Here is a 26,769-nt window from a genome sequence, read left to right as displayed (position 1 = left end):
CCCTTCATTTTTCTTTAATATTCATTACAGGGGCCGTTTCTCTCCCGGACCTGCGCCGCAGCGCCGCTATCCCGCAAGGCACATAACGACAAAAGCAGTCTTTTTCGCCCATGGACCGGCCCGTCTGCGTCGGTTATAATTGACCCAAAAGAAAGCCAGGGGTGGTAGGATTGCTTAGAAAAGCCGCCATTGTCCTTACCGCGCTCCTTTTGACCGCCGCGGCCGCATCGGCCAGCCCCTATAAGGAAATCGCCGGCGACGCCAGGATTTTCCCGGGCCAGGTTGGCGTTTACGCCAAGAACCTCAAGACCGGCAAGACCCTCGCCTACAACCGCGACACCGTCTTCCCCGCAGCGTCGACCGCCAAGCTGGTTGTCGCGCTGGCGCTCTACAAGTACCTCTATCCGGCCGCCAACCCGGATAAAAAGGAGCTGTACGACGAAAACGTAACCGATATGATCGTTATCAGCGGCAACGACTCGTACCGCGCGATGCTCGACGAGATCGACGCCGTCCGTCCCGATGCGCTGCGCAGGGTAACGCGGGACCTGCGCCTGCGCAAAACCCAGGTGCACAGCGAGGACGCCTATAAACGCTACAGGTATCACAGCGTCACCACGCCGTACGAGATGGCCCTGGTATTCGAGCACATCTACCGCGACCGCTACCTCGGCAGGCAGAAGTCGGCCGAGCTCAAAGACAAGCTCGCCAACACCATCTTCCGCGACGAGATTCCCCGCTTCATGGAAACCCCGGTTATGCACAAGGTCGGCTCTCTCGACAACCTCCTCTGCGACGTAGGCATCGTCGACGACGGCCGGGACCAAATCCTCATAAGCATCTATACCCTGACCGACAAGCCTGAAGAGTACGCCAGCGATTATATCGCCAGGACGGCCGCGAAGGCGTACAACGCGCTGCGGCGCAAATAGGCAACAGCCAATAGGGCGCTTCCCGGCGGAAAGCGCCCTATTTCAGCATTTGTCCTGGAAACAAACGCATTCTATGCCAGTTCCGGCCAGCAACTCCGCCGCCAGCTCGTCGGGGTAGGGGGACAGATAGACTATCCGCTTGATGCCGGCGTTGATGATCATCTTGGTGCAGCCCGAGCATGGCTGGTGGGTGCAGTAAAGGGTCGCGCCCTCGATGGCCACGCCATAGAGGGCGGCCTGGACGATGGCGTTCTGCTCGGCGTGGGTGCCGCGGCACAACTCGTGTCGCTCGCCGGAAGGAATCGCCCTTTCAGAGCGCAGGCACCCCACCTCGCTGCAATGCGGCAGCCCCTGCGGAGCGCCGTTGTAGCCGCTGGTCAGCAGGCGCTTGCCCTTGACGATGACCGCCCCCACCTGGCGCCTGAGGCAGGTGGACCTGGTCGCCACCACCCTGGTGATATCCATGAAATATTCATCCCACATCGGCCGCGCCATCCGCGCACCTCCATCCTGTTGCCTTCCCTATATTTCCACTATTTCCACGTGTCAGCCGATAATCCTTTCCCGGATCGCCGCCAGCACTCCGGCGGCCTTGTCGTGGAACACCCATTCCGCCCGGCCGTCTAAATGGGTCGCCTCCCGGTTTACGATTACCAGCCGCGCCCCGCTTTCCAGAGCAAACTCGGGACAGAGGTTGGCCGGCCCCACCGCCAGCGACGAACCGACGACCACGAACAAGTCGGCCGCCCGGCTGACGCGCGCCGCCTCGTCCCAGGCATCGCCAGGCAGGGATTCGCCGAACAGCACGACATCCGGCCGCAGACTTCCGCCGCAGCCGGGGCAAATACACTCTTTGCCCGGCCGGTACCGCCCCGACCGGTATTCTTCCTCCCAGCCCGTCCTCGCCGGCAGCAGCTGCCGGCTGTCGTACCCCGCCCCGCACCCGAGGCAGCTTACCGTCCGCAGCGTGCCGTGAAGCTCCACAGCCTCGCCGCCGGCCCGCTGGTGGAGACCGTCGACGTTCTGGGTTATCAGCCGCCTGACGAAGCCCGCTGACGCCAACGCGGCCAGCGCAGCATGGCCGGCGTTGGGCGCCGCCTCCCACAGGCGGGCGATCCGCCACTGATAGAAAAAATAGAATTCGCCCGGATCGCGACGGAGCGCCGCCATCGTCGCCAGGCTCTCCGGGCGCTGCTTCCACAGCCCCCTGGCCGAGCGGAAATCGGGCAGCCCCGACTCGGTGCTCATCCCCGCCCCGGTGAAAACCACCGGGTACCTGGCATTTGACCAGGCTGCCGCCACTTCGTCCAGCAACGCCGCCATCATCTCCGCCTCCGTCCATTCGATACCCTGTATATTATGCCTCCCGGCCGTCAACCCCTTCCCCGCGACGCAAAAAAGCAAGCGCCGGGTATGCACCCGGCGCTTGCGACTTTTTACTTGAGAGCGTCCATCCTGACCTTCACGACCACTTTACGCACCGGTCCGGGGGCGCCGGACGCGCAGCCCGGCCGGTGGACGTCCCACGGGAAGAAGATGGCGTACATGCCCGCCGTCAGCTTCAGCTCCGTCTCGTTTGGGACGGCGTGGTAAAAGATAACGTCCTTCTCGGCCAGCTTGTCCTCCTTGACCGCCAGAGCGTCGGTAAGCACGTCGAAGCCGATGGTCTCCTCGCCGCTGATGATGTACTGGATATCGGCATACTTGACGTGGGCCTCTAGCTTTTTGTTTTCCCTGGCGTCGGTGGTGTATTCCGACACCGACGCGTAGCTGTCGCTGCCGGCGAGCTCATACTTGCCGGCGGCCACATTGCTGAAATCGGTCGTGGCGAGGTACTCAAGCCCCGTCCGCAGAGCGGCGGGCAACAGGCCCTTTTCATGCTGGAGCTTGCCGATATGCCCGAGAATCATGTTTTTCGCCTCCTCAACACTTTCCTTTTAGGACTAATTATACATTACCCGTTCGACCTGTTAAACCTGCCCGCCGACACTGTTCACCTTATGGAACAATCCTCGCCCGGGAAGACATATGATTTCCTTTATTAATACAAAAATGCCCTCTTCAGGGGTTGCGCCTGGGCGCAAAGTGGAGTATAATGTCTTTCTGTATAGTCCACTTGTATTTACACAGAGGATGGTGCCAATCATGAAACGTCTGTCCGACCTCACCACCGGCCTCGTCGGCCAACCAATGCTGGAAATCCTCAATATCGCCAACGCGCTGGCCGCAACCGGCCGAACTATTTACCGCTTCGAAGTGGGCGATTCCGATTTCGATGCCTACCCGCACGTAATCGAAGCAACCAAGCAGGCCCTCGACCAGGGCAATACGAAATACGTCGCCTCAAATGGCATCGAGCCGCTGCGGCAGGCCATCCGCGAATATACCGCCGGCAAGCTCGGTTTTACGCCCGAGCTCAACCAGATCGTGACCATGCCGGCAAACAGCATCATCGATTTCGTCATCCGCTGCACCGCCAACCCCGGCGACGAGATCATAACCCTCGACCCCTATTTCCCGACCTACGAGGCCGTCGCCAGCTACACGGGCATCAGGCAGGTGACCGTGCCGCTCCGGGAGGGCTTCCGCCTCGACGCCGGCGACCTTGAGGCCCGCATCACCCCCAAGACCCGCCTGATAATCATTAACACCCCCGGCAACCCTACAGGCGCCGTAATGAGCGAGGCGGAGATCCGCGACGTGGCCGCCGTGGCCGCGAAGCACGACATCTATCTCCTGAGCGACGAAATTTACGCCGAAAACATATACGAAGGCCGCCATTTTTCGCCAAGCTTCGCCGACCAGTGCCGCGAGCGCACCATCATCCTCAGCGGCTTCTCCAAGGGCCACTCTATGTCCGGCTGGCGGCTGGGTTATGCGATCGGCCCCGCCGAGCTGATCGCCAAAATGGGCCTGATGTTCAACACCGTCTACACCTGCCTGCCCCCCTTCATCCAGCACGCCGGCATCGCCGCCCTCGCCACCGAGCGACGCCTGATGGACGAACGGCGGTCCTACTACCGTTCACTGCGCGACCTGATGGTCAATCTGCTCAACGACATCCCCGGCGTCACTTGTGCTATGCCCGCCGGCGCCATCTACGCCTTCCCCGACATCAGCGGCACCGGCATGAACAGCAAGGACTTCGCCCGCTTCGTGCTTGAGCGGGCCGGCGTTGCCCTCACCCCCGGCGCGTTTTTCGGCAAACGGGGCGAAGGCCACGTCCGCCTGTGCTACCTCCGCAACGAGGAGACGATCGCCGCCGCCTGCGAAGGAATGAAGAAGGCGTTGGGCGGAAACAAGCGCGCCGTCAAATTCGCGTGACACTCATTTATGCTTAGAGGCCCCGGGCGTACGCCCGGGGCCTTTTTGTCCTTCTATTTTGTTCCGAAGATCCGGTCGCCGGCGTCGCCGAGACCGGGCACGATATAGCCGTGGTCGTTGAGCCGCTCGTCCACCGAGGCGGTGTAAATCTCCACATCAGGGTGCTGCTCATTTACGTGCAGCACGCCTTCGGGCGCCGCGACCAGGCACATCAGCTTGATGCTCCGGGCGCCCCGCTGCTTGATCATTTCGATGGCCGCCGCGGCCGAACCGCCGGTTGCCAGCATCGGGTCGATAACGACGATTTCCCGGTCCTCGACATCGGTGGGAAGCTTGCAGTAGTATTCCACCGGCTTCAGAGTCTCTGGGTCCCGGTAAACGCCGATATGGCCGACCTTCGCCGCCGGGATGAGGCGGACGACGCCGCCGACCATGCCGAGCCCCGCCCGCAGGATGGGCACCACGCCGAGCTTCTTGCCGCACAGCACCTTGCAGCGGCACTGCGCCACCGGCGTCTCGATAACCGTATCCTCCAGCGGCAGGTTGCGGGTAATCTCGTAGGCCATCAGCATGGCGATTTCCTCGAGAAGCTCGCGGAACTCCTTCGGGCCGGTCCGTATATCGCGGATCAGCGTAAGCTTGTGTTGTATCAGGGGATGATCGATGATTCGAACCTGCATGTCCACACTCTCCCGTCGTTGTATTTCCTCCCGGGCCTTTTCCCTTAACCCAGGTCGGCGTACAAGGGATATTTCTTGGTCAGCTTGGCGACCAGGCCGGCCGCCCTGGTTTTCACCATCGAATCTTCAGGGTTGTTAAGGACCATGGCGATAATCTCGCCGATGGCGAGCATGGCGTCCTCCTGCATGCCGCGCGAGGTCACCGCCGGCGTGCCGATACGGATGCCGCTCGTGACAAACGGACTTTCAGGATCGAAGGGGATGGCATTCTTGTTCACCGTCACCCCGACCTCGTCGAGCAACTTTTCGGCCACCTTGCCGGTGAGGCGCTGGTTGCGCAGGTCGAGAAGCATCAGGTGGTTGTCTGTCCCGCCGGATACCAGGCTGAAGCCTTCGGTGGTCAGTTTCTCGGCCAGCGCCTTGGCGTTCTTGATTATCTGAGCCTGATAGGCCCGGAACTCCTCGCCCATTGCCTCCCTGAGCGCGACCGCCTTGGCGGCGATGACGTGCATCAGCGGGCCGCCCTGGATGCCTGGGAAAACAGCCTTGTCCACCGCTTTGGCGTGCTCGGCCTTGCAGAGGATCAAGCCGCCCCGCGGTCCGCGCAGCGTTTTGTGGGTAGTCGTTGTGACGATGTCGGCGTGGGGGACGGGGGAGGGATGCAGCCCGGCGGCGACCAGGCCGGCGATGTGTGCCATATCGACCATGAACATCGCCCCGCACTCGCGGGCAATGGCTCCCATGCGCTCGAAATCGATTATCCGCGAATACGCGCTGGCGCCGGCCACCATCATCTTCGGCCGGTTCTCCATCGCCAGCCGCCGCACCTCGTCGTAGTTGATGCGGTGGCTGACCTCGTCTACCCCGTAGGGAACGATCTTGAAATACTTGCCGGAAATATTGACCGGGCTGCCGTGGGTCAGGTGCCCGCCATGGGCCAGATTCATGCCCAGAATGGTGTCGCCGGGCTGAAGGAAGGCGAAATATACCGCCGTGTTGGCCTGGGCGCCGGAATGCGGCTGCACATTGGCATGCTCCGCCCCGAACAACGACTTGGCCCGTTCGATGGCGAGGTTCTCCGCGATATCCACGAACTCACAGCCGCCGTAATAGCGGTGGCCGGGGTAGCCCTCGGCGTACTTGTTGGTCAGCACCGAGCCCTGGGCCTGCAGCACCGCCTTGGAGACGAAGTTCTCCGAGGCGATCAGCTCGATTTTGCTTTGCTGGCGCTTACACTCAAGGTCGATGGCCCGCGCCACTTCCGGATCAATTCTGGCAAGAATATTCATGATTCCCTCCTAAATATTGCTTATCATTATGCTGCAAACAAAGCGCAGGTCATCCTCAGTAACAGGGCGGCAATTCGTAAACCGCCCGCACGCCGCCGATCAGTTTGGGCCGATGGCGGGCAGCCGTCAGCGTCGCCTGGCCGATCACCTTCTGCTCCAGGCGCAACGGCACCGCCACCCTTTTGATGTGCATGCCGATCAGCGTCGAACCGATATCCAGCCCGGCGTGAGCCTCGATGGTCTCCACGACCACCGGAGCGTTAAACTCGCGCATCGCCCGGGCGGCCAGCGCCCCGCCCGCTTTCGGCACAGGCACTACGCTCACCTCTTCCAGGCCGTAGCGTTCGGCCGCCGGTCGCTCAACCACCAGCGCCCGGTTGAGGTGCTCGCAGCACTGGACGGCAAGATAGACGTCCTTGGCCCGGCAGCTTCCCCTGAGCGCGGCGAGGATTGCCGCCGCCACCTCCTCGGAGCCGGACGAGCCGATCCTTGCCCCCCGCACCTCGCTGGTGCTGCAGCCGACCACCAGAATCTGCCCCGGCCCGAGACCGGCCGCGCTCAACAGCTCGTCGACCGCCGCCGCCGTCTGACGCTTGATTTCGGCATTATCGCAGAACATCCCCGAAAACCTCCCGAATAAGGGCCGCTTTGCCCTTACGCCTCAATCGGCACGGTATTGTCTTTAAATCTCAAGATCGGCGATCTTGCACACCCGTTTTTCATGCCGCCCGCCGGCGAACTCGGCCGCCAGCCACTTGTCGACGATCGCCCGGGCAAGTCCGAAGCCTATAACCCGCTCGCCCATCGTCAAAATATTGGCGTTATTGTGCTCTCGCGACATCTGGGCGGAATAGGTATCATGACACAACGCCGCCCGGATGCCTTTCACCTTGTTGGCGGCGATGCATACGCCAATGCCTGTCCCACATATAATAATGCCCCGGTCACACTTCGCGCCGGCGACCGCTTCGGCCACCGAACGGGAAATGTCGGGGTAATCGACGGAAACGGTGGAATGGGTGCCGAAATCCTGAAACTCGATCCCCTTCTCCGTCAGATACTGCTTGATATCTTCCTTCAGGCGAAAACCGCCGTGATCACTGCCGATCGCAACAAGCATCCTATCCCCTCCTCGCATTTCGGGAAGTTTTCTACATCTGATCGCTTTTTCCTGCTAATTGCGCGATCCTTTGCCATATTTTATCGATAAGGCGCTCCATTTCGGCGGCGCAGGCCTCGTATATTGCCCCGCTGCCACCGAAGGGATCGGCCACATCTCCATTCTCCCCGGCATACTCCGCCAGGGTGTACGCCTTTCCAACCGCTTCGGGAGCGGCGGCGACAACCGCCCGCTTATGGGACGCCGTCATCGTCAGGATAATGTCGGCCGCCTTAACGAGTTCGGGCTGAAGCTGCCGCGAGCGGTGGGCCGACAGGTCGAGCCCCCGCCTTTTCATCGCCGCCAGCGCGGGGGGCGACGGCGGGTATTCGCCCGGAGCCGCAAGTCCCGCGGACAGCACCACAACCTTGTCCGCCAAATCTCCGGCCCGAACCCTTTCCCTCAGCATCGCCTCGGCCATCGGGCTGCGGCAGGTATTGCCTGTACACACGAGTAAAACTCGCACCATTGACGCATCCAGCCTCCCCTTAGTATGTCCGTATATGGCACTATTTTACCATAAATGCGGCGATTGGTGAAACCGGCCCGGGACAATAAACCTCATGATATGCGCTTAAGCGGCTTTCCGGGCAGGAATCGGCGGAAACGGGGCCAAATATAACTACAACAATTCCGTCGGAGGTTGCCATGAATATCTTCAACATCCCTCATCCCCTGCCGTCCGAAGAGCTTACCGAGCCCCTCCACGAAGGCGGCGGCGTGCTGATCGAGCGGATAGTTTCCTGCGGGCAGGCTTCGCCCCCCGGGTTCTGGTACGACCAGGCCAGGGACGAATGGGTCGTTCTCCTCAAAGGGCGGGCGGAAATATCTTTTGCCGACGGCCGGCGAGTCAGCCTCGCCGAAGGAGACGCGCTCTTCCTCGCAGCCCACGAAAAACATCGCGTCGAATTCACCTCGTCCTCGCCGCCCTGTGTATGGCTGGCCGTTCACGGCAAGCTAAAATGAAGGCATCCTGGCGCCCGACCTTGGATTAATCTGCAAGGTATCCCTGAGACCGCTTTTACAGACAATATTCCCAGACCTCAATGCCTTGGTAACGCGGACGCCGCAATAAATAAGACGCGAGGTGATACTATGGGTGGCAGGACATTTGACCAGTTCAACAGTCTCCGGCGGGCCAGAGCCAAAGACGCGCGCAGTGCCGGCGACCCGTCGCCCGCCAGGCAGGAAAGCGGGCAGGAAAAGCTGCCGGAACGGCAACCCGTGACCACCAAGAAGTAACGCCCACCATTGCCGTCATCCCCGCTCCGCAACAAAAAGACTTGGCTTGCGCCAAGTCTTTTTAATTCATGACCGCGGTCCAGAATACATGAACCCCGAGCAGCATAAGCACCAGCCCGCCCACCAGTTCGGCCCGCCCGCCGATGTAGCGCCCCAGGCGCCTCCCCAGCCCCAGGCCGACTATTCCGACGCAGAAGATCACCGCCCCAAGGACGACGCTCAGCTTTATGAGGTCGACATCCATCATCCCCAGGCTGAACCCCGCGGCCAACGCATCCAGGCTGACGCTTACCGCCAGCCCCACGAGCGCCAGTCCCTGCAACGGGTGCCCCGCCGCCTGCCGATCGTTCCCGGCGGCGTTCTCCCGGATCATGTGCACCCCCAGGGCGGTCAGCACCAATGCGCCGATGGCGCTTGCCCAGTCCTGCACCGCCGCCGCCGGCCAATCGATGTGGTATGTGCCCACATGCTCGACCATCCCGCCCAGCCAGTGACCGACATGGTAACCGGTGAGAATCATCCCGATGTGAAAGAGGGCGAAAACCGCCGCCGACCGGAATATGACCCGCAGCCTCACCCTGTTCATGCCGATGGGGATCGCCACCGAAAACAAGTCCGTGCCCAGCGCTGTGCTGAGCACGAACAATTCGAGCACACTCAACCCTCTCACCCCCGCCTGCTAATGTATATGAAGCGGCGGAGGTGGGGAGAACAATTTCCCGGCTATCGGCCTTCCATCCAGGTCGCCAAATCGGCTACCGCCCCGGCTGCGTCGTGGGTCAGAGCCTCCAAGGGCGTCATATTGGCGGTGACTGACGAATAAGCGTTCAGATAGACGACGTGGCCGGAAGTGTCGTAAACCGTGTGGTGCAACGTCACAAAATACTGGTTACGCTCGTTTTTCAGCTTAAGGCCGCCAAGTTCGGCAACCACATACCACCTGCAGCCGGCCGCGGCCGCGGCCTTTGCGGGGTCAACCCCCGCGCCGCCCAGCACGTATCCGGGCAAAAGGCGGCGGTACTGGTCGGCGAAAGCCTGTTCCATATAACGGTATTCATCTTTCAGTTCAGCCGGCAGGTTATCGGCCGGCGGGACGATGTACAGCCGCGGCCCGGCTTCCGGCGGACTGGCCTGCGGCATGGTGAAAACGCCCGCCTGTATTGCCGACGTCCGCCGGTCGTAGTAATTCTTCATCGCCAAGTCAAGATACTCCGCCATGGCGTGGGGCCCTTTTTCGAACAGCGCCGACCGCTGCCACACCATCTCACGCCCGAACTGACGGTACCCGCCCACCAGTTTCTGGAGAACGCCGGTTACGGGGTCGCCGGCGATAACCACCCTGGTAAGGTTGAGCTTTGGCGAGAATTGACGGCCGAACGCCTCGTTGCCCACCGCGGGCGCGCCGAAGGTAATAACCCTGATCTGGTCCGGCCCGACCCCCGTCGCCAACAGCCGCGCCCCGGCTATGGTGGCAGCCGCGCCCCCGAGGCTGTGACCAACGATCAGCATCTCTCCCGACTGGTCGGCGAGCAGTTCTCCCAGCACCCTGTCTTTGGCCTGGCCCTCTCCGTCGGTCCTGGCCGTGAACGCGGTCTGCACATACTCGTGAAAGCCGCGATGCACTTTGGGTTCCGTATCCGGCATATCCTCCCTCTTCGCGTTGGCCGCGAATTTGTCCGGAGTGTCGCCGGCGAAGTAAACCTTATCTGTCCGCAGGTCGACCTGGAAATCCTTGAAGGTTTCCGTGCCCACCACCGCCAGCACATAACGGGTCCGCCCCTTCTCCGTCAGGTTGCGGGCCAGCAGGAAGCGCGCATCGGCCTCCCGGCTGCTCTTTTTGAACGGGATTATTTCCCACCCGTCCTGGCGGAGATATTCGCGCGCCAGGAAGCCAGTCCGGTCGCTGTACGCCGCCAGGCAGGCCGCGGCCGCCAGGCGGATTTCATATGCGTCGGCAAAGTCCTCGGCAACGCCCGCTTCGGCTGATGGCGCCAGACAGACCGTCATTATCGCTACGAGAAGCAGCAGTATCAGTCTTTTCATCAGTGGTCCCCTTGCAAAAAAGCTCGATATTTGTTGTGTCTGTATATTCGCCAATCCCCCCTGCCATCCCTCCCGTATGACGTTGTCGCGCTCGCCGCCGCTCGATGCGAAAAAGCCGCCGTCCCTGGCGGGATCGGCGGCTAATGTGGCTTCACGGCTGATTATCGCTGCTTTTTAGCCTGTCCTGGTAAGTTTTGCGGATAGCGTCCTTAGTCAGGTGTCCGGTCGGTTCGAAGGTGGCTTTCGGCTCCGCTCCATCCACCTTGTCCAGTGACGTCTCGTGGCGGCAACTGGTCTTATCGACGCAAATCTCGTGAACGGGCTTGCCGTAACTGTCCTTCACAAAATCACCTCCGCAAGTAGTGTGACCGGATTGCGGGACAATTAATCCCCAAGATCGCTGACCGCCTGTTTGCGGAACTCCTCCACCTCTGCGTCCAGGCGGTAACCCTTTGTCGCCAGCAACCCCAGGTATTCTTTCAGTCGTGCCGCCAACCGGCTGTCGCCGGTGCCGGCCGCCGCGGCGTAAGCCGTCCTGGCCTCGGCGCTCATGGTCTTGTTGTCGTAGGCGAACAAGGGCGTGTTGTTGGCGCCGTAGAAAATGAAGCTCAGGTAGCGACCATATAGGCTCTTCACATCCCTTGCCCGGGGCGAATCTTCGAAAGTTCTCAGGAAGTTTTCCTGAGCCAACGCCCGCCTGATCATCTCGTCCCAGCCGATGACCAGGGCGGCGTCCTTGGCAGGCGCGCGGTCCGACTCAACGGCCATTAGGTCGATATAAGCCGCAAGATCGGCGGTTACAAGTCCCCGGTATTGGCGGTAGCGGCCGTAGTCGATCACCGGGAAATACATCCCCTCGGCAGTATCAAGGCGATAGCCGCCGTCCCGCACCTCGATCAAGGCCTCACGCAGTTCCGCGTCGCCGATATCCCCGGCCTTGTCGAGATCGATGCCGTTCCGGTACAATTCGCCAATCTTCCGTTGCAGCCCTTCGCCGGCAAGCTTCTCCTCCAGGCCGGGCAGATCCCGCTTCTGGGCAGCCTCGGCGGCGACGATCATCGCCGTTGCTTCGTTGCGGGACACGGTGCGGATGCCGGCGTCGAGAGCGGCGAGGAGTTCGGCGGCCCGCACCCCTCTCTTGCCAGCCAGCGTATTGTAGGCGGCTATCGTCGCCGCACCCTTGCCGTCCTCAACCTGCGCCGCAGGCTGAGGCGCCGCAGGCGTCCGGCCAGCCGCCGCGCCGGAACAGGCGGCCGTCGACAGGGCGAACACGCCAATAATCGCCGCAGTCACGAATTGCTTCTTATTCATTTTCATTGTCGCGTCTCCTTCCGGAAGTCCTTTTTCGCGCACCTAATTATTAAACGCTTCAGCCCCCGGAAAGTAACGGGCGCCGGATATGATCACCCGGCGTCTGGGAAGAAACGGTCCTTGTCAGGCTCGAACTTCGGCCCGCTCGCGAACAGGATGAGGCACGGCACGGCGCCGGTATTCTCGAAGCCGTGCACCTTACCCTTGGGGATGGCGATTACATCCCCCTCCTTCAGGTCCCGACTCTCCCCGTCAACGGTAATTGTCCCCTGCCCGCGCAGAACATAGTAAATCTCGTCGCTTACCTTCTGATAGTGCGGTCGGATGCTTTTTTCAACCACCGCCAAACCAATGCTCACCCCCGGCTCGGCCACTCCCTGCACGACCGCGATGCCTACCGCCGGGTCGACAGGCGTCTTCGCCATCTCCGCCAGCATATTGACGACAACCATCATAATCACTCCTCAAAAAATGTTGCGGCGTTTCTCAGCCGCCGATTATTTCCTTAATCCGGCCGACGACGCCCCCTTCCAGGCGCACCTTAATGCCGCGCGGGTGAACGGCGCTGTTCGTCAGGATATCCCGCACGACGCCCTCGGTAAGCTCACCGCTGCGCTGGTGCTGCTTCTGCACCACCTTCACCCTCAGTCCCGGCCTCACATTCCTGCGCTCCGTGCCGTTCATCTTGTCGCCCCTTTCTCCAGCCATCCGCTCCAAACTTCGGGACGGTAGCCCACCGTCGCCCGCGGGCCGTCCCGGACGACCGGCGTTTTCAATAGCAGCGGGGTAGTCAGCAGTACCTCTTCCACGTCGTGGATAAGGTATTTGAGGTTCCGCCGGGCGTATTCCTTGCCATCCCGGTCGATGAGATTATCGAGGCCCACCGCCGCCTTGACCCTGTCGAGTTCCCCTTTGCTGAGCCCGCGGACGGCGAGATCGACGAACTGATACGATATGCCCCGTTCCTTGAAATATCGCTCGGCCTTGCGCGTATCCTGACACTTTTTCGTGCCGAAAATCTGTATGGCCATCATGCCCTCCTCCCCAACGAAAGCAACAGGGATATGTGCTTATATTATCACTTTCGCCGTCCGCCGTATTCACCCTTCCTATAACGTCCGCATTTCCGCCGCTGCCGAATCATCCATTTTAGCGGCCAATTTCCTGCGTTCGGTCATCAATTTGTGAAATTCGGGCAGTTATTTATTTCTTTGCGAGAATATTTAAAGTATAATGAATAATGGTTATAGTACGTTGTCCCATAATAAACCGGAAGGGGAGAACCATGTGAGAAAGCAAGCCATCTTGATTTTGTCCGGTCTCGTCATCCTGGCGCTCATCGTTGCCGGGTGCGGCGGCGGTGCCCAGAAGCTCCAGAACATCAACATCGCAACCGCGACCACCGGCGGAGTCTACTACCCGCTAGGCAACGCCATGGCCCAGATCTTCAGCAAGAACATCCCCAACGTCAAGGCCTCTGCCCAGGCCACGGCCGGGACGCCGCAGAACGTCCTGCTGATGCAGAAGAAAGAAGCCGAGATCGCCTTTGCCCAGAACGGCGTTACCTACTACGCCTATAACGGCAAAGGAATGTTTAACGGCAAACCGGTCAAGAACCTCCGGGGGATATCCCACCTCTACCCCAACGTCATGCATATCGTCGTCAGAGCCGATTCTGACATAAAGTCCATCAAAGACCTTAAAGACAAGCGCTTCGTCCCCGGTGCCGTCGGCAGCGCCACCGAAATCAACTCCAAGGAAATACTCGGCCTTTACGGCCTTGACTACAAAGACAAGAAAAACGTGAAAGCCGACTACCTCGGCTATTCGGAAGCGGCCGAAGCCCTTAAGGACGGCCGGGTTGACGGCATCCTCATCGCCGGAGGCCTACCGACCGCCGCGGTCCTCGACGCCGCCTCGTCGGTAAAAATCCGTATCCTGTCCCTTGAGCCGGATATGTTGGCCAAACTCACCAAGGAAATGCCCTGGTACTACGAAATCAAAATCCCCAAGGGCACCTACATCGGCCAGACCGAAGACGTCACCACCGTGGCGGTCGCCAATATCCTCATCTGCCGCGACGACCTCTCCACCGACCTCGTTTACAACATAACCAAAACCCTTTACGAAAAGCACAGCGACCTGGTAGCCGCTCACTCGGCCGCCAAAGCCATGAAGCTCGAAATGGCCACCAAGGGTATGACCGTGCCGCTCCATCCTGGCGCCGAGAAGTACTATAAGGAAAAAGGCATAATCAAGTAACACCTGCATCAATGAAGTCGCAGGCAGGCTCCCTGCCTGCGACTTCCTCACTTTACGCATATTTTAACCGTGCAACTCTAGCCACAGGAGGGTAATGCGTTGGAGCAAGAAAAAAAACCGGTGATCGACAAACAGCAGATCGACGCCTTCATCAACGAAGAGCCGTCTGAAAAAGTCGACGAAGTATTGCGAAAATATGAAGTCGAAGCCCGCTATCGCAAATTCACCGGCCCCATGGCGAAAATCATCGCCGTGATCGCCATAGCCATGTCCTTATTCCATCTTTATACAGCCGGCATCGGCGTGTTCGAGGCCATCAAACAGAGAAGCATCCACCTGACCTTTGTTCTGGTCCTGGTCTTCCTCCTTTATCCGGCCACCAGCAAAAGCCCCAAGGCCAAAGTCACCCCGATCGACGTAATGCTGGCCGCCCTCTCCTTTTTCGCCGGCGTCTATCTCATGACCATTTACGACGACCTCGCCAACGCCGGCGGCGTCTACACCCAGATGGACATCTACGTCGGCGGGCTGCTCTGCCTGCTGGTGCTGGAGGCTGCCCGGCGGGCCACCGGCAAGGAGCTACCCATCATGGCTCTCCTCTTCGTCGGCTACGCCCTCTTCGGCGACTTGATTCCCGGCCAGTTCGGCCACCGTGGTTACAGCCTGGAGCGGGTCATTGAGCATATGTTCCTGACCACCGAAGGCATCTACGGCGTTGCTCTCGGAGTCTCGGCCACCTACATCTTCCTCTTTATCCTGTTCGGCGCCTTCCTGTCCGAAACCGGCATGGCCCGCTTCTTCAACTCGCTGGCTATGGCCGTGGCCGGCGGCTCCCCCGGCGGCCCCGCCAAGGTGGCCATCTTCGCCAGCGGACTGCTGGGCATGATCAACGGCAGCGCTGTCGCCAACACGGCCACCATCGGTTCCTTCACCATCCCCCTTATGAAAAGCATCGGCTACCGGCCACATTTTGCCGGCGCCGTAGAGGCCGTCGCCTCCACCGGCGGTCAGATAATGCCGCCGGTTATGGGCGCCGCTGCCTTCGTCATGGCCGAATTCCTCGGCATGTCCTACACCGCCATTATGATTGCCGCCGTGGTGCCGGCCGCGTTATACTACCTGGCCTGCTGGACCATGATCCATCTCGAGGCGCTCAAACTGGGGCTGGAAGGACTACCCAAAGAACAGTTGCCCAGCTTTAAGAATACCCTCCTTAAATCCGGTCATCTCATGCTCCCCATCCTGGCGATCGTCGCCTTGCTCCTGTACGGCCTCACTCCGCTTTATGCAGCTTTCTTTACCATCCTCATCACCATCGTCGTCAGTTGGCTCAAGCCAGAGACCCGCATCAGCTTCCGCGGCATTCTTAAAGCCCTCGAGGCGGGTGCTCGCTCGGCGGTCGGCGTGGCCATGGCCTGCGCTGTCGTAGGCTTCGTCGTCGGCGTCAGCTCCCTCACCAGCCTGGGCCTGACCTTCGGCGCCAACATACTCGACCTCTCGGGCAATAGTCTCATGCTCACCCTCGTCCTGACCGCTATCACCTCCCTCATACTCGGCATGGGCCTGCCCACAACCGCCTGCTACATCGTCGCCGCCACCATCGCCGCCCCGGCCCTTATCAAGCTCAGCGTCCCGCCGCTGGTGGCTCACTTCTTCGTCTTCTACTTTGCCTGCCTCTCCAACCTCACCCCGCCGGTCTGCCTGGCAGCCTTCACCGCCGCCGGCATGGCCGGAGCCAGCCCGTATAAAGTCGGTTGGACCTCCACCCGTCTCGGCGTGGCCGGCTTCCTTGTCCCCTTCCTGGCCGTCTACTCTCCCATGCTGTTGCTGCAAGGCAACTTTGGCGCCTTTGAAGTTGGCGAAGCGTTACTCACGGCCACCGTCGGCATCATCGCCCTCAGCGCCGCCCTGGAAAACTGGCTGCTCCGCGGCTGTACCCTGCCGGAGCGGGCAGTCCTGCTGGTCGGCGCCCTCTGCCTCATCATCCCCGGCTTTTGGACCGACATTATCGGCCTCGGCAGCGTAATTGCCGTATACCTCTGGCAGAAGCGCTCGCTATCCAACCCGCCGTCGACAGGAATCGCCGGCAACTGACTTGCATCACTCCCAAGGCAGCCTGGCATTTAGCTAGGCTGCCTTTTACTTTGGAATTATTTACCTAAAGGACTATCAGGCCTGTCCAGCGAAACTTATTATACTTCGATCCCTGGAGACGAAAAATGCGTTTCTTCGCACACCCAGATACAAGCGCCGGCCCGGAGGCCGGATACCGCGAGCATTACCTGGCGGCCGACGCCCGCCAGGCCAGCGTCGCCATCGCCGCATGGCTGGTTCCCCTCCTCCTTTTCGCCGGCGGCGATTATTTCCTATTCGGCGCCAGCCGGCAACTAGTGGTCTTGCTGACGTTAAGACTTGCCTTCGCCGCATTCTCCCTGTACACCATATCCGCCCTGGCCAAAATCACCACACCCCGTGAGTATGATAACATCCTCCTCCGTTGGGCCGTCTTCGCCGTCATCGCCGTCTTATACTTCAATTACGCCTGGGCCCGGTACATCCCCCCCAACGGCGTCCTCACAATCCTAATCATCTTCAGCGCCTATATGGTCTTCCCTGCCAGGCTACCCATCCGCCTCGCCCCGCCCCTGGCCCTGTCCGCAGGTAACTTCTTCCTGCATTTGTGGGTCTCCGAACCGATCAGCCCGCAAATCCTCTTCACATCGCTGGTCGCTCTAGCCATGGCCAACACCCTTGGCATTATTTTCTCCACATGGCTGCATAAACACCGCCTCACCGAATTTCAGGCCAGGCTGGAGGAAACCCGGGTCAAGGAAGAACTGGGCCGGCTGGCCGCCACCGACGACCTTACCGGGGTGCTAAACCGCCGGAAAATCATGGAACTGGCCGCCCGGGAATACGAGCGGTTTGTACGCGAACGACGGCCGCTATCGGTCGCGATGATCGATATCGACCGTTTCAAGAAATTGAACGACACCTACGGACACGAAGCGGGAGACTTGGTCCTCACGAGCTTCACCGCCTACGTCGCGCGCCAGCTCCGCCGCGAAGACATCTGGGGCCGGCTGGGGGGCGACGAATTCGTCCTGATTCTTCCCGACACCCCTGCCGAGCAGGCGGAGGCGGTCGCCGAACGCCTCCGGGTCGGCACCGAAGCCGTCGTTTGGCAGGACCAGGAGCTTCCCTACACCATCAGCAGCGGCATCGCCGCGGCGCGGGAGAAGGACCAATCCGTGGACGAGGTCTTCAAACGGGCCGACAAAGCTCTTTACAACGCGAAGCGACGGGGTCGCAACCGGACGGAAATACTGTCCTGAAAATCCGATCAAACCTGCAAAAAAAAACCAGCAGCCTGACTAACTCAGGCTGCTTTTTCTTGCCCTTATCGGACTACACGCGCATCCCCGCTAACAAATGCCGCCGTCAGTTCATCCGCCGCCCGGGCGGCGGACGCGTCGAAACGGGACGACCGGCGATCGGCAAAGCCGTGCATCCCCGACAGTATATGGACTTCCACCCCGTCCTTGACCGCCAGAGTTTCCGCCAGTGCCGGCACCGAAAAAGCCTCCCCGCAGGCGGGGAAAAACAGCAGTACTGGGCAGGCCGGCGTAAGGTCGCAAAAATCGCGGATGCGGGAACCGTAGTAACCGACGGCGCCGGCAAAGCCTTCCCGGCAGCTCAGCAGCCAGGCCACCGTCGCCCCGGCGCTGTACCCGACCAGGTATATCCTGCGGTACCGTCCGGCAAGCAGCCCGGCGAGCGCGCCCGCCTCCGCGGCCGCTGCGGCGAACCCCACCCGCATATAGTGCGCGTAGGCGGCTTCTTCCCGGTCGTAACCGTACGACACTCCAAGCAAGTCGGGACAGTACACGTCCAGGCCCCGCGCCGCCAGCCAGGCGGCAACATCGAGCATATGGCCGTTCACGCCGTATATCTCGTGCAGCAGGATAACCGCATCTTCCGCCCCGCAGCCAAGGCGGTAAACTTGCCCCTGCTTTTCCCAGGCCGGATAGCGATCTTCCGGGCTCATCCGCCACCCTCGCTGAAGCCTGTCAGACTGTCCGCCAGTTTGCCGAGACGCAACTGCCCGAGGCGAAGCTCCGGCACCCCCAGTCGACGGGCGGGAACAAAGCCGCCGTGGCAGTCCGAACCGCCGGTAATCAGCAGGTTGTGCAGGTCGCACCACTCGACCGCCCGCCGGGTGGTGGCGGCGTCGTGACAGAGGTGGAAACACTCCACTCCCTCGATGGCCTCGGCGGCGAACAGGTCGAGCGTCTCTTCGATGGCGGGGCCGTGGAAATCGCTGCCGGGGTGAGCGAGTATCGGCACGCCGCCCGCTTCCTTGATAGCGGCGATGGCCTCGGCCGGGTGGGAGAATTCGGGAAAAACGATGCCCCGTTTGGCGTTGAACAACTCGGCGAAGAAATCGCCCACACCGGTGCACAGGCCTTTGTCGATCAAATAGTAGAGCGACTTCCAGCCGCCCCGTCCGGGGTCGTAGTCATAGGCGCAAAACTCGGCGTAACTGATGGGTAGGCCGGCGGCGGCCAGCCGCTTGATGCTGTCGTGATCGACCTCCTCCATCAGCGCGGTGTTGGCGTCCAGGATGCGCCGCAGCGACCGGCCTTCCGGGTCGATCCCGTAGCCAAGCACGTGGAAGAGGTGCCCCGCCAGCGTCACCGAAATCTCGACCCCGGACAGAAAGCCCAGCCCGGCCTCCGCCGCCAGCCGGGCGGTCAGGGCGACGCTCGCCGCCGAATCATGGTCGGTGACGGCAAACAGGCCGATGCCCGCCGCCCGCACGGCCGCGACCGTTTCGGCCGGTGTCCACGTCCCATCGGAGGCGACGGTATGAATATGCAAATCGACCCTGGTGCTGCTATCCATCGGCAAGTATCCCCGCTCCCGTACGCGCTCTCTGCCCGACAACCCATTCCTTCCGCAGCAGCGAAAGGCAGTGCTGGTCCACGAACACCCCACGGGCCCGCTCGTATTCCCTTAGCGTCCCGTCCAGCCGGAAGCCAAGCTTTTCGAGAATCCGCAGCGAGCGGATGTTGCCGGCGTTGACGAACGCCTCCACGCGGTTGAAATCCATGGCCTCGATGCCGTAGCCGAGGATTGCCGTCAGCGCTTCGGTCATCAGGCCCCGGCCCCAGTACTCCTTACCCATCTCGTAGCCCACCTCCGCCCGAAAGTGCTCGGGCTTGAGATTGTGAAACCCGCAGGTTCCCAGGACCGCGCCGTCCTCCTTGCGGACTACCGCCCATCTGACGCCCGATCCGTCGGCGAACAGGCCGGCCAACAAAACGATCATCTGCACCGTATCCTCGATCTTCGTAAACCGGTCGAGCACCATGAACTCGGTCACGTCCTCGTCCGACCAATAGCGGTGCAATAAGGCTGCGTCACCGCTTACGATCTCGCGCAAGGTCAGTCTCGCGGTCTCGATTGTCGGGAACGCACCCCGTGGCTTCTCCAAATCGAATCACCCTGTCAGCGCAGCAGCCCGATACTGCCGGTCAGGCTGCTGACCTTTTTCTGCGGGCCGTACAGACAGATGCCCAGATAGGAAAGCCCGTCGCCACCCGCGCTGGCGAGCGAGCGCCCGTAGTCGCAGTAATCCAGCGACCGTTGGGCGATAGCGTTGAAATCCACCGTCGCCACCGCGGCGTACTCTTCATCGTACAGCCGGGCACGGATGGACCTGATCTGCTCTTTCGTTCCCCCAAGAATGGGGATGTTCATCGTCGTGATCCCCCGGTGGAGGTTGCCGTCGGCGTCTTGCAGATCCCCGCCTACCAGACCGTCGACCATCCTCCCCAAGCTCGCCCCCAGCACCGCCGCCGTATTGGCGATCAGCCCCACCGGCAGCTCCTTGTCGATAATCATCACAACTTTCATTTCACTCGCCTCCCGCCGTTTTCCTCCCATGATAAACGGCGACGGCGGCAGTGTATTGTAAAAAGTTGTCCCCGCTACGAATGGGCCCTCTGATACACCTCGGGCGTCACGCCCACATGGCTGCGGAAGGTCTTGGTAAAGTGGCTCTGGTCGTAAAAGCCGGCGTCCTGGGCGACTGCCGCCAGATCCCGCTGCCGGCGCAGCTCCTTCTCGGCGAAGTTGACCCTCAGCATCGTCTGGTAAACATGGGGCGGCACGCCGTACTTCTTCTTGAACAGCTTAACTATGTAGTATTTGCTCAGCCCGGACACCGCCTCCAGCGACGCCAGCGTGATCCGGTCGAGGAAATGCGCTTCGAGATATTCCCGCACCTGCCGCAGCCCGGCGCTCTCCCCGCCGCCCCCGTCCGTCCAGCGGTCCCTGGCGCCGCACAGAGCCGCGAACAGCGCCAGGACGCAGCTTTCCTTGGCCAGCGGGGCACCGGAGTCCATCAGGCAATAGGCCGCCTGTGACATCAGCCGCTCGTACGCCCGCCCGTGCAGGCAGCGCACTCCCCCCGGCCGCCCTTTGGGAACTACGCTGTCGAGCCACGCAGGAGCGACGAACAGCATTTTAAACTGCCAGTGGGCCCGGTCACGGGGGTTGCAGGCGTGAAAAACGCCGGGCGGAATGACCACGAGGCTGTCAGGCAGCACTTCCGCCTGCCGGCCTTCGTGCCATAACCTGCTGGCCCCCTTTTCCACCAGCCCCACGGAAAAATCCTCATGATAATGCTTTTTATACGACAGTTGGTCCGTACTGCCCGCCTTCAGCTCGAAGAACGGCACATCGGCGTCGCGGTAGTAGGTGATTCCGTCCATAATGCTTCCCCCAAGAATGCCGGAAACGGCCTATAAGCCGCTTCCCTTTAGCAGTGTACAATCCGATACCCTGCCGCTTTACGAAGGCGGTTCATCACCGCCAGACCGAGCCCCGCCTCGGACACGCTCTCGGCAAGGATGACATCGACAGGTTCGGCGTCGAACAGTCGCAGGGCGGTATACAGATTCGCTGCCGCCGCGTCCAGGTCGCCCCGGATTCCGTAGACCGCCGCCACCACCGTCGGCGGCAGCAGCAGCGCCGTTTCCGCCGAAACCACCGCCCCGACCCGTCTGCCGGCCGCCTCCAGGCGCGCAGCCTCGCCGGCGACCGCCGCCGCGGCCGCCCCGCCCTCGCCTTCGTAAAGCGTCATCGGCGCCGCCGGGGCATAATGGGTATACTTCATCCCCGGCGCCCGCGGCACGATGTTTTCGCCGCCCAGGGCAGGGTCGACTTCGACCTCGCCCAGCGTTGCGATCAACATCTCCAGCGTCACGCCCCCCGGCCTGAGCAGCGTCGGCACCGGGGTAGTGCAGTCCACCACCGTCGACTCCACGCCGATGCCGCACGGGCCGGCGTCGATCACCAGCTCGATGCGGCCGGCCAGGTCGGCCAGCACGTCGCCGGCGGTCGTCGGGCTGGGCCGTCCCGAGGTGTTGGCGCTCGGCGCCGCCACCGGCACACCCGCCAGGCGGATGAGTTCCCGGGCCACCGTTGAGTCGGGCAGGCGGATCGCCACCGTATCGAGCCCCCCGGTTACCGCGTCCGGCACCAAGCGCGTCCTCGCCAGCACCAGCGTCAGCGGCCCCGGCCAGTACTCCGCCATCAACGCGGCGGCGTTGGCCGGCACCCGGGCGGCCAGCTTATTCACCTCATGGACGTCGGCGATATGTAAAATAAGCGGGTTATCCGCCGGACGCCCCTTGGCGGCGAAAATCCTCGCCACCGCCCCGGGATCGAGACCGTTCGCTCCCAGCCCGTAAACCGTCTCGGTCGGGAAGGCCACCAGCCCTCCCTGGCGCAGCACCGCCGCCGCCTGGTCGAGGATGCGGAAATCCGGCTTCTCCCTATCGACAACATAATGCTTCGTATTCATTACAGCCTCCGTTCCAGCACGACAACCCGCTCCACACCGGCATAATCCTTGATCGTATCCGCGGCCTCCAGACCCGTGGCTTCAGTCGCCAGCGCAGCCACCTGCCGCGCCTGGCCGGCTCCCACCTCGACGGCCAGGAAGCCTCCCGGCCTGAGAAGCGCCGCCGCCCCACCGGCCATACGACGGTAAAAGTCCAGCCCGTCGGCGCCGCCGGCCAGAGCGCCCCGCGGCTCGTAGCCCAGCTCGGGCTCGAGAGCGGCCATATCCTTGGCGGCAATATAGGGCGGGTTGCTGACGATCGCGTCGAAGACCCGCCCCGCCGCGGGAGCGAGAAGATCGCCGCGCAAAAACTCCAGGCGGTCGGCCACCCCCAGCCTAGCGGCGTTATCAGCCGCCACCGCCAGCGCCTCGGCGGAAACGTCGGTCGCCACCCCACGCGCCGCCGGCAGCTTGTGCAATAGGCTGACGATTACCGCTCCGCTGCCGGTGCCGATATCCAGCACCGACGGGCCGTCTGTCGCCTGAAAGCGGCGTATAACCGCCTCCACCAGCACCTCGGTGTCCGGGCGCGGGATGAGCACCGCAGGCGTGACGGCGAAGGACAGGCCGAAAAACTCCCGCCGGCCGGTTATATAAGCCACCGGCATGCGTGCCGCGCGCTTTTTCACCGCCTCGCGGAAGGCGGCCAGTTCGCCGGCTTCCAGCGGCTGGTCGAAATTGACGTACAGGTACATGCGGTCCGTGCCCAGAATGTGGGAAAGCAGCACCTCGGCGTCAAGGCGCGGACTGGCCACGCCCTTGTCGGCAAAGTACTGCTTGGTCCATGTTAAAATCGAGCCTATCGTCCATTTCGGTTCGCTCATCGTCTAATCGACCTGCTTCAGACGCTCGCTCTGGTCGGCGGTGATAAGGGCGTCGATCAGTTCGTCCAGGTCGCCGTTCAAAATAAAATCAAGCTTGTGGAGCGTCAGACCGATGCGATGATCGGTCACCCGCCCCTGCGGGAAATTGTAGGTGCGGATACGCTCGCTGCGGTCGCCTGTACCCACCTGGCTCTTGCGCGTCTCGGCCACCTCGGCCCGCTGCGACTCCTGGGCAAGCTCGAGCAGTTTGGCCCTAAGCACCCGCATCGCCTTGTCGCGGTTCTTAAGCTGGGACTTCTCGTCCTGGCACTGCACCACCACGCCGGTAGGCAGGTGAGTGATGCGCACCGCCGATTCGGTCTTGTTGACGTGCTGACCGCCGGCGCCGCTGGCGCAGTAAGTGTCGATCCGCAGGTCGTTCTGGTTGATCTCGACGTCGACATCCTCGGCCTCGGGCAGCACCGCCACCGTCACCGTCGAGGTGTGGATGCGGCCGCTGGCCTCGGTATCCGGCACCCGCTGCACACGATGCACGCCGCTCTCGAACTTGAAGCGAGAGTACGCCCCGTCGCCCGAAACGGCAAAAACGACTTCCTTGAAACCGCCGAGGTCGGTAGGATTGGCGTCCAGCACCTCGGTCCTCCAGCCCCGGCCTTCGGCATAACGGCTGTACATGCGGAAAAGATCGCCGGCGAACAACGCCGCCTCGTCGCCCCCCGCCCCGCCGCGAATCTCGATGATAACATCCTTGTCGTCGTTAGGGTCGCGGGGCAACAGCATGACCCGCAGTTCATCGGCCAGCTTCTCGGCTTTGCCGGTCAGCTCGGCCAGCTCCGCCTCTACCAGCTCGCGGAAGTCGGCGTCGAGTTTGTCCTTAAGCATCTCCCGGGCGTCGTCAGCCCCCTTGAGGGCCTGCTTGTACTCGCGGAACGCAGTCACCAGGCCGGACAACTTGGAATGCGCCTTGGTGTGCTTCTGCCACACCGACATGTCGGCCATCACGGCCGGATCGCTGATTAGTTGCTCAAGTTCCTCATATCTATCTTCAATCGCCTGCAGTTTATCAAGCATTCGCTTTCACCTCGCCGTCGGGCTTGACAGCCTCGAGAGCGCATATCGCCACCTCGATCATATCGTCGCTCGGTTCGCGGGTCGTGAGCTTCTGCAGCCACAGACCGGGGGTGATGGCCACCGCCACCCAGCGTTTATCACTGCGGCCGGCGTAGCGGATTATTTCGTAGCCGATACCGGCGATCAGCGGCAGCAGCGCCACGCGCGTGGCAATGCGCAGCCACAGGTCGGGCCAGCCCAGGAACGCGAACACGAACACGCTTACCAGCATGACGATCAACAGAAAGTTCGTCCCGCAACGAGGATGGAGCGTGCTGAAAGGGCGGACATGCTCGACATCGAGCGGCGCCCCCGCCTCGTAGGCATGGATGGCCTTATGCTCGGCGCCGTGATACATGAACACCCGCCTGATATCCTTCATCACCGAAATCGCTACTACGTAGGCGAAGAAAATCGCCAGGCGCAGCAGGCCCTCAAACAGGTTGAAAACCATCGGGTCGTCCGCGATGCTGTGGATGAACTTGGCGGCCCAGGTGGGAATGATGACGAAGAGCACGACCGCGAGGACGAAGGCGAATCCCATCGTCATCAGGATTTCCTTCGTCGTCAGTTGCTCCTCCTCCTCGCCCGAAGCCTGGGCGGAGAAAGACAGCGCCTTGAGGCCGTACACCAGCGCTTCCGCCAGAGCTACCACGCCACGCAGCATTGGTTTCTTCAGAATCGGATATCGATCGCTAATTGAAACAAGCGGCTCCTTCTTGACCGTGATGTTGCCGGAGGGTTCCCGCACCGCCGTAGCGATGTGTCCCGGCCCGCGCATCATCACGCCCTCGATCACCGCCTGCCCGCCGATATTCGTCTTGGCTTGCACGGTTTTTCTCCTCTCTGAACAGATGGGCGCTTATCAAAGGCCGAACTTGTAAAGAAGGCAGAGCATCCTCCGCTCTGCCCCACATCTTATTCTTCCTGTCCGTAACGCTTATTGAACTTCTCGATGCGTCCGCGGGCGGCCAGCGAGCGCTGCTGACCGGTGAAGAAAGGGTGGCACTTGGAGCACACGTCGACCTTCAGTTCCTTTTTCACCGAGCCGGTGTTGAAGGTGTTGCCGCAGGCGCACACCACGGTAGATTCGCCGTACTTCGGATGAATCTTTTCTTTCATGTATCTTGCACCTCACTTTACTACAATCGTTGTCACGCTAAATTATTATAGCACAACCGCCCCGACGGCGCAAATCTTTCCTGAAAAAAGTCCGCTTTCCCCAGCCCCGCCCCCCGTCACCTGACCGACGACGGACACCGCTGCCGGAACGAGGCGTAAAAGTTACGTTCGCCCAGTTGTTTCCTGATAACGGGACCGGTCGCCCCTTTAAGCCCCTTCACCACCCCCCTCCCTTCTTGACAATTTATTCCTCCAGGCAGATTATAAACCTATAAGAAGGTGGTGACATTATGAATCTCGGTATGCAAGTCATGGAAAAGCAGCTCCTCAAGAACTTGCTTGGGAAAATTCGGCACGGCGGCCTGCGGGTCCGTTACTGGGACGGGGAAGAGGCGGACTATGGCGACGCTCCGCCGGCGGTAAAGCTGGTTTTCCGGAAGAATCCCGCCATCGCGGCCGCGCTTGACGACCCGGTTCTGGCGCTGGGGGAAGCCTACATGGACCGCATTCTGGATTATGAAGGCCGCCTCGACGATTTACTCAACCTGTTGGGCGACAACCAAACACTGTTCGCCAAGAGCGATGCGGCAACCAGCGTGTGGAAAGCGGCCGGCCGCCTTGCCAACAGAACACAGGCCAAGGAAAATATTCAGCACCATTATGACCTTGGCAACGACTTCTTCGCCGCCTGGCTCGACAAAACCATGAGCTATTCATGCGCCTACTTCAAGCACGAGACCGACAGCCTGGACCAGGCTCAGCTGCAAAAAATCGACCACATCCTCAGAAAACTCGACCTCCACCCCGGCGACCGCCTGCTCGACATCGGCAGCGGCTGGGGGTGGCTGATAATCACGGCTGCCCAGACCTATGGCGTAAACGCCTTAGGCATCACCCTTAGCGAGGAACAGTACCGGAAGACCCGCGAGCGGATCGCCGCGCTCGGCCTGAGCGATAAAGTCGACGTCGAGCTTGTCAACTATCTCGACCTGGACGAAGACCGCCACCGCTTCGATAAGATCGTCAGCGTCGGCATGTTCGAACATGTGGGCAAAGACAACATCCCCAAATACTTCAACAAGATTTACCGCCTCCTGGCCCCCGCCGGACTGTCGCTGCTACACACCATCACCAGCACCCGCGAGACGGCCCTAGGCAATACCTGGATGAAAAAATACATATTCCCCGGCGGCTATGTGCCGACGCTCAGGGAAATAATCTGGCAACTGCCGGAATACGGTTTCCAGATGATCAACGCCGAAAGCCTGCGCCGACATTACGCCATGACGCTCGACCGCTGGCACGAAAACTTCGACCGCCAGGCAGACGCTGTCCGCACTAAATTCGGCGACCGGTTCTACCGGATGTGGGACCTATACCTCAAGGCCTGCGCCGCCTCCTTCCGGATAGCCGCCCTCGACATCCACCAGTTGGTCTTCACCAAGGGCGTCAACAACGACCTGCCGCTGACCAACGACCACATATACGCCTGACAGCGCATCACGCAAAGAACCCCCTTGCCCAGCCGGCAGAGGGGTTCTTGAATTATCGGTCCGATC

The 26,769-nt window shown here is 61.4% G+C and carries 33 protein-coding genes; 8 read left to right on the top strand and 25 right to left on the bottom strand.

What is annotated here, in order from left to right:
• The first annotated feature begins 170 nt into the window (after positions 1 to 170).
• Positions 171 to 932 (top strand): serine hydrolase, encoded by a 762-nt coding sequence (locus Q4T40_21165; protein MDT8903747.1) that lies wholly within the window; start codon positions 171 to 173, stop codon positions 930 to 932.
• Between the two features lie 42 nt (positions 933 to 974).
• Here the strand turns inward: Q4T40_21165 and Q4T40_21160 are convergent, their stop codons facing one another.
• The 3 genes from Q4T40_21160 to Q4T40_21150 all read right to left on the bottom strand — a co-directional run bounded on the left by Q4T40_21160 (position 975) and on the right by Q4T40_21150 (position 2,842).
• Positions 975 to 1,427, bottom strand: a complete 453-nt coding sequence (locus Q4T40_21160; protein MDT8903746.1) for a cytidine/deoxycytidylate deaminase family protein — start codon at positions 1,425 to 1,427, stop codon at positions 975 to 977.
• 51 nt (positions 1,428 to 1,478) lie between these two features.
• Positions 1,479 to 2,258 carry an NAD-dependent deacylase gene (locus tag Q4T40_21155; protein MDT8903745.1) on the bottom strand — a complete coding sequence of 260 codons (780 nt, stop codon included), beginning with the start codon at positions 2,256 to 2,258 and terminating at the stop codon, positions 1,479 to 1,481.
• A 110-nt stretch (positions 2,259 to 2,368) separates the two neighbouring features.
• Entirely contained in the window at positions 2,369 to 2,842 is a 474-nt protein-coding gene (locus Q4T40_21150) for a YhcH/YjgK/YiaL family protein (GenBank protein ID MDT8903744.1), read from the bottom strand.
• A gap of 235 nt (positions 2,843 to 3,077) precedes the next feature.
• On the opposite strand from Q4T40_21150, the gene Q4T40_21145 reads away from it, so the two are divergent.
• A complete protein-coding gene (locus Q4T40_21145) occupies positions 3,078 to 4,256 on the top strand; it encodes an aminotransferase class I/II-fold pyridoxal phosphate-dependent enzyme (GenBank protein MDT8903743.1) in 1,179 nt (392 codons plus the stop codon).
• Between the two features lie 53 nt (positions 4,257 to 4,309).
• On the opposite strand, the gene upp is transcribed toward Q4T40_21145, so the two are convergent.
• From upp to Q4T40_21120, 5 genes are all read right to left on the bottom strand, one after another.
• Positions 4,310 to 4,936 carry a uracil phosphoribosyltransferase gene (gene upp / locus Q4T40_21140; protein ID MDT8903742.1) on the bottom strand — a complete coding sequence of 209 codons (627 nt, stop codon included), beginning with the start codon at positions 4,934 to 4,936 and terminating at the stop codon, positions 4,310 to 4,312.
• A 44-nt stretch (positions 4,937 to 4,980) separates the two neighbouring features.
• The gene (gene glyA / locus Q4T40_21135) at positions 4,981 to 6,225 is read right to left on the bottom strand and encodes a serine hydroxymethyltransferase (GenBank protein ID MDT8903741.1); all 1,245 of its coding nucleotides are present in this window, start codon (positions 6,223 to 6,225) and stop codon (positions 4,981 to 4,983) included.
• Between the two features lie 55 nt (positions 6,226 to 6,280).
• On the bottom strand, positions 6,281 to 6,844 hold the full coding sequence (locus Q4T40_21130; protein ID MDT8903740.1) for a TIGR01440 family protein: 564 nt from the start codon (positions 6,842 to 6,844) through the stop codon (positions 6,281 to 6,283).
• A gap of 63 nt (positions 6,845 to 6,907) precedes the next feature.
• A complete protein-coding gene (gene rpiB, locus Q4T40_21125; GenBank protein ID MDT8903739.1) occupies positions 6,908 to 7,345 on the bottom strand; it encodes a ribose 5-phosphate isomerase B in 438 nt (145 codons plus the stop codon).
• Between the two features lie 31 nt (positions 7,346 to 7,376).
• Positions 7,377 to 7,853, bottom strand: coding sequence for a low molecular weight protein arginine phosphatase (locus tag Q4T40_21120; protein ID MDT8903738.1), 477 nt, complete (start codon positions 7,851 to 7,853; stop codon positions 7,377 to 7,379).
• 179 nt (positions 7,854 to 8,032) lie between these two features.
• Between Q4T40_21120 and Q4T40_21115 the strand changes: the two genes are divergently transcribed.
• Positions 8,033 to 8,350: a cupin domain-containing protein gene (locus Q4T40_21115; protein ID MDT8903737.1), complete on the top strand. Its 318-nt coding sequence runs from the start codon at positions 8,033 to 8,035 to the stop codon at positions 8,348 to 8,350.
• A gap of 129 nt (positions 8,351 to 8,479) precedes the next feature.
• On the top strand, positions 8,480 to 8,626 hold the full coding sequence (locus Q4T40_21110; GenBank protein ID MDT8903736.1) for a hypothetical protein: 147 nt from the start codon (positions 8,480 to 8,482) through the stop codon (positions 8,624 to 8,626).
• 61 nt (positions 8,627 to 8,687) lie between these two features.
• Here Q4T40_21110 and Q4T40_21105 read toward each other — a convergent pair whose 3' ends face one another.
• From Q4T40_21105 to Q4T40_21075, 7 genes are all read right to left on the bottom strand, one after another.
• A complete protein-coding gene (locus tag Q4T40_21105) occupies positions 8,688 to 9,281 on the bottom strand; it encodes a manganese efflux pump (protein MDT8903735.1) in 594 nt (197 codons plus the stop codon).
• 68 nt (positions 9,282 to 9,349) lie between these two features.
• On the bottom strand, positions 9,350 to 10,669 hold the full coding sequence (locus tag Q4T40_21100; protein MDT8903734.1) for a lipase family protein: 1,320 nt from the start codon (positions 10,667 to 10,669) through the stop codon (positions 9,350 to 9,352).
• A gap of 151 nt (positions 10,670 to 10,820) precedes the next feature.
• Complete coding sequence (locus Q4T40_21095) at positions 10,821 to 11,012, bottom strand: hypothetical protein (GenBank protein MDT8903733.1); 192 nt, start codon at positions 11,010 to 11,012, stop codon at positions 10,821 to 10,823.
• 41 nt (positions 11,013 to 11,053) lie between these two features.
• A complete protein-coding gene (locus Q4T40_21090; GenBank protein MDT8903732.1) occupies positions 11,054 to 11,986 on the bottom strand; it encodes a hypothetical protein in 933 nt (310 codons plus the stop codon).
• A gap of 86 nt (positions 11,987 to 12,072) precedes the next feature.
• The gene (locus tag Q4T40_21085; GenBank protein MDT8903731.1) at positions 12,073 to 12,435 is read right to left on the bottom strand and encodes a cupin domain-containing protein; all 363 of its coding nucleotides are present in this window, start codon (positions 12,433 to 12,435) and stop codon (positions 12,073 to 12,075) included.
• Positions 12,436 to 12,466: 31 nt separating this feature from the next.
• On the bottom strand, positions 12,467 to 12,664 hold the full coding sequence (locus Q4T40_21080) for a YwbE family protein (GenBank protein ID MDT8903730.1): 198 nt from the start codon (positions 12,662 to 12,664) through the stop codon (positions 12,467 to 12,469).
• A complete protein-coding gene (locus Q4T40_21075; protein ID MDT8903729.1) occupies positions 12,661 to 13,014 on the bottom strand; it encodes an ArsC/Spx/MgsR family protein in 354 nt (117 codons plus the stop codon). The genes Q4T40_21080 and Q4T40_21075 overlap by 4 nt, the downstream gene beginning before the upstream one ends.
• 253 nt (positions 13,015 to 13,267) lie before the next feature.
• On the opposite strand from Q4T40_21075, the gene Q4T40_21070 reads away from it, so the two are divergent.
• From Q4T40_21070 to Q4T40_21060, 3 genes are all read left to right on the top strand, one after another.
• Positions 13,268 to 14,242 carry a TAXI family TRAP transporter solute-binding subunit gene (locus Q4T40_21070; GenBank protein ID MDT8903728.1) on the top strand — a complete coding sequence of 325 codons (975 nt, stop codon included), beginning with the start codon at positions 13,268 to 13,270 and terminating at the stop codon, positions 14,240 to 14,242.
• A gap of 99 nt (positions 14,243 to 14,341) precedes the next feature.
• Positions 14,342 to 16,336, top strand: a complete 1,995-nt coding sequence (locus Q4T40_21065; GenBank protein MDT8903727.1) for a TRAP transporter permease — start codon at positions 14,342 to 14,344, stop codon at positions 16,334 to 16,336.
• Between the two features lie 125 nt (positions 16,337 to 16,461).
• Positions 16,462 to 17,577 (top strand): GGDEF domain-containing protein, encoded by a 1,116-nt coding sequence (locus tag Q4T40_21060; protein MDT8903726.1) that lies wholly within the window; start codon positions 16,462 to 16,464, stop codon positions 17,575 to 17,577.
• Positions 17,578 to 17,642: 65 nt separating this feature from the next.
• On the opposite strand, the gene Q4T40_21055 is transcribed toward Q4T40_21060, so the two are convergent.
• The 10 genes from Q4T40_21055 to rpmE form a co-directional block, all read right to left on the bottom strand.
• Entirely contained in the window at positions 17,643 to 18,290 is a 648-nt protein-coding gene (locus Q4T40_21055; protein MDT8903725.1) for a dienelactone hydrolase family protein, read from the bottom strand.
• Positions 18,287 to 19,147 (bottom strand): PHP domain-containing protein, encoded by an 861-nt coding sequence (locus tag Q4T40_21050; protein ID MDT8903724.1) that lies wholly within the window; start codon positions 19,145 to 19,147, stop codon positions 18,287 to 18,289. Before Q4T40_21050 ends, Q4T40_21055 begins: the two co-directional genes overlap by 4 nt.
• Positions 19,140 to 19,739 carry a GNAT family protein gene (locus Q4T40_21045; GenBank protein MDT8903723.1) on the bottom strand — a complete coding sequence of 200 codons (600 nt, stop codon included), beginning with the start codon at positions 19,737 to 19,739 and terminating at the stop codon, positions 19,140 to 19,142. Before Q4T40_21045 ends, Q4T40_21050 begins: the two co-directional genes overlap by 8 nt.
• 14 nt (positions 19,740 to 19,753) lie before the next feature.
• Positions 19,754 to 20,161, bottom strand: a complete 408-nt coding sequence (locus Q4T40_21040) for a DUF2000 domain-containing protein (protein MDT8903722.1) — start codon at positions 20,159 to 20,161, stop codon at positions 19,754 to 19,756.
• Between the two features lie 74 nt (positions 20,162 to 20,235).
• Positions 20,236 to 21,021 carry an AraC family transcriptional regulator gene (locus Q4T40_21035; protein ID MDT8903721.1) on the bottom strand — a complete coding sequence of 262 codons (786 nt, stop codon included), beginning with the start codon at positions 21,019 to 21,021 and terminating at the stop codon, positions 20,236 to 20,238.
• A 47-nt stretch (positions 21,022 to 21,068) separates the two neighbouring features.
• Entirely contained in the window at positions 21,069 to 22,115 is a 1,047-nt protein-coding gene (locus tag Q4T40_21030) for an L-threonylcarbamoyladenylate synthase (GenBank protein ID MDT8903720.1), read from the bottom strand.
• On the bottom strand, positions 22,115 to 22,978 hold the full coding sequence (gene prmC, locus Q4T40_21025) for a peptide chain release factor N(5)-glutamine methyltransferase (protein MDT8903719.1): 864 nt from the start codon (positions 22,976 to 22,978) through the stop codon (positions 22,115 to 22,117). Before prmC ends, Q4T40_21030 begins: the two co-directional genes overlap by 1 nt.
• 3 nt (positions 22,979 to 22,981) lie before the next feature.
• Positions 22,982 to 24,049: a peptide chain release factor 1 gene (gene prfA / locus Q4T40_21020; GenBank protein MDT8903718.1), complete on the bottom strand. Its 1,068-nt coding sequence runs from the start codon at positions 24,047 to 24,049 to the stop codon at positions 22,982 to 22,984.
• Complete coding sequence (locus Q4T40_21015; GenBank protein ID MDT8903717.1) at positions 24,042 to 24,920, bottom strand: DUF1385 domain-containing protein; 879 nt, start codon at positions 24,918 to 24,920, stop codon at positions 24,042 to 24,044. Before Q4T40_21015 ends, prfA begins: the two co-directional genes overlap by 8 nt.
• 86 nt (positions 24,921 to 25,006) lie before the next feature.
• Positions 25,007 to 25,210 (bottom strand): 50S ribosomal protein L31, encoded by a 204-nt coding sequence (rpmE, locus tag Q4T40_21010; GenBank protein MDT8903716.1) that lies wholly within the window; start codon positions 25,208 to 25,210, stop codon positions 25,007 to 25,009.
• A gap of 290 nt (positions 25,211 to 25,500) precedes the next feature.
• Here rpmE and Q4T40_21005 point away from each other — a divergent pair, with 290 nt between their 5' ends.
• Positions 25,501 to 26,703, top strand: coding sequence for a class I SAM-dependent methyltransferase (locus Q4T40_21005; protein ID MDT8903715.1), 1,203 nt, complete (start codon positions 25,501 to 25,503; stop codon positions 26,701 to 26,703).
• The last annotated feature ends 66 nt before the right edge of the window (positions 26,704 to 26,769 follow it).

The sequence above is a fragment of the Selenomonadales bacterium 4137-cl genome (assembly GCA_032334055.1).
GTDB lineage: Bacteria > Bacillota > Negativicutes > Sporomusales > UBA7701 > Anaeroselena > Anaeroselena agilis.
Note: the sequence above shows the minus strand (reverse complement) of the source record. Positions and strands in the feature narration are given on the sequence as shown.

Coding starts and splice junctions, on each gene's coding strand:
- Q4T40_21160 (MDT8903746.1), bottom strand. CDS start 1,427: ATGGCGCGGCCGATGTGGGATGAATATTTCATGGATATCACCAGGGTG.
- Q4T40_21155 (MDT8903745.1), bottom strand. CDS start 2,258: ATGATGGCGGCGTTGCTGGACGAAGTGGCGGCAGCCTGGTCAAATGCC.
- Q4T40_21150 (MDT8903744.1), bottom strand. CDS start 2,842: ATGATTCTCGGGCATATCGGCAAGCTCCAGCATGAAAAGGGCCTGTTG.
- Q4T40_21145 (MDT8903743.1), top strand. CDS start 3,078: ATGAAACGTCTGTCCGACCTCACCACCGGCCTCGTCGGCCAACCAATG.
- upp (MDT8903742.1), bottom strand. CDS start 4,936: ATGCAGGTTCGAATCATCGATCATCCCCTGATACAACACAAGCTTACG.
- glyA (MDT8903741.1), bottom strand. CDS start 6,225: ATGAATATTCTTGCCAGAATTGATCCGGAAGTGGCGCGGGCCATCGAC.
- Q4T40_21130 (MDT8903740.1), bottom strand. CDS start 6,844: ATGTTCTGCGATAATGCCGAAATCAAGCGTCAGACGGCGGCGGCGGTC.
- rpiB (MDT8903739.1), bottom strand. CDS start 7,345: ATGCTTGTTGCGATCGGCAGTGATCACGGCGGTTTTCGCCTGAAGGAA.
- Q4T40_21120 (MDT8903738.1), bottom strand. CDS start 7,853: ATGGTGCGAGTTTTACTCGTGTGTACAGGCAATACCTGCCGCAGCCCG.
- Q4T40_21115 (MDT8903737.1), top strand. CDS start 8,033: ATGAATATCTTCAACATCCCTCATCCCCTGCCGTCCGAAGAGCTTACC.
- Q4T40_21110 (MDT8903736.1), top strand. CDS start 8,480: ATGGGTGGCAGGACATTTGACCAGTTCAACAGTCTCCGGCGGGCCAGA.
- Q4T40_21100 (MDT8903734.1), bottom strand. CDS start 10,669: ATGAAAAGACTGATACTGCTGCTTCTCGTAGCGATAATGACGGTCTGT.
- Q4T40_21090 (MDT8903732.1), bottom strand. CDS start 11,986: ATGAAAATGAATAAGAAGCAATTCGTGACTGCGGCGATTATTGGCGTG.
- Q4T40_21085 (MDT8903731.1), bottom strand. CDS start 12,435: ATGATGGTTGTCGTCAATATGCTGGCGGAGATGGCGAAGACGCCTGTC.
- Q4T40_21080 (MDT8903730.1), bottom strand. CDS start 12,664: ATGAACGGCACGGAGCGCAGGAATGTGAGGCCGGGACTGAGGGTGAAG.
- Q4T40_21075 (MDT8903729.1), bottom strand. CDS start 13,014: ATGATGGCCATACAGATTTTCGGCACGAAAAAGTGTCAGGATACGCGC.
- Q4T40_21060 (MDT8903726.1), top strand. CDS start 16,462: ATGCGTTTCTTCGCACACCCAGATACAAGCGCCGGCCCGGAGGCCGGA.
- Q4T40_21055 (MDT8903725.1), bottom strand. CDS start 18,290: ATGAGCCCGGAAGATCGCTATCCGGCCTGGGAAAAGCAGGGGCAAGTT.
- Q4T40_21050 (MDT8903724.1), bottom strand. CDS start 19,147: ATGGATAGCAGCACCAGGGTCGATTTGCATATTCATACCGTCGCCTCC.
- Q4T40_21040 (MDT8903722.1), bottom strand. CDS start 20,161: ATGAAAGTTGTGATGATTATCGACAAGGAGCTGCCGGTGGGGCTGATC.
- Q4T40_21035 (MDT8903721.1), bottom strand. CDS start 21,021: ATGGACGGAATCACCTACTACCGCGACGCCGATGTGCCGTTCTTCGAG.
- Q4T40_21030 (MDT8903720.1), bottom strand. CDS start 22,115: ATGAATACGAAGCATTATGTTGTCGATAGGGAGAAGCCGGATTTCCGC.
- prmC (MDT8903719.1), bottom strand. CDS start 22,978: ATGAGCGAACCGAAATGGACGATAGGCTCGATTTTAACATGGACCAAG.
- prfA (MDT8903718.1), bottom strand. CDS start 24,049: ATGCTTGATAAACTGCAGGCGATTGAAGATAGATATGAGGAACTTGAG.
- rpmE (MDT8903716.1), bottom strand. CDS start 25,210: ATGAAAGAAAAGATTCATCCGAAGTACGGCGAATCTACCGTGGTGTGC.
- Q4T40_21005 (MDT8903715.1), top strand. CDS start 25,501: ATGAATCTCGGTATGCAAGTCATGGAAAAGCAGCTCCTCAAGAACTTG.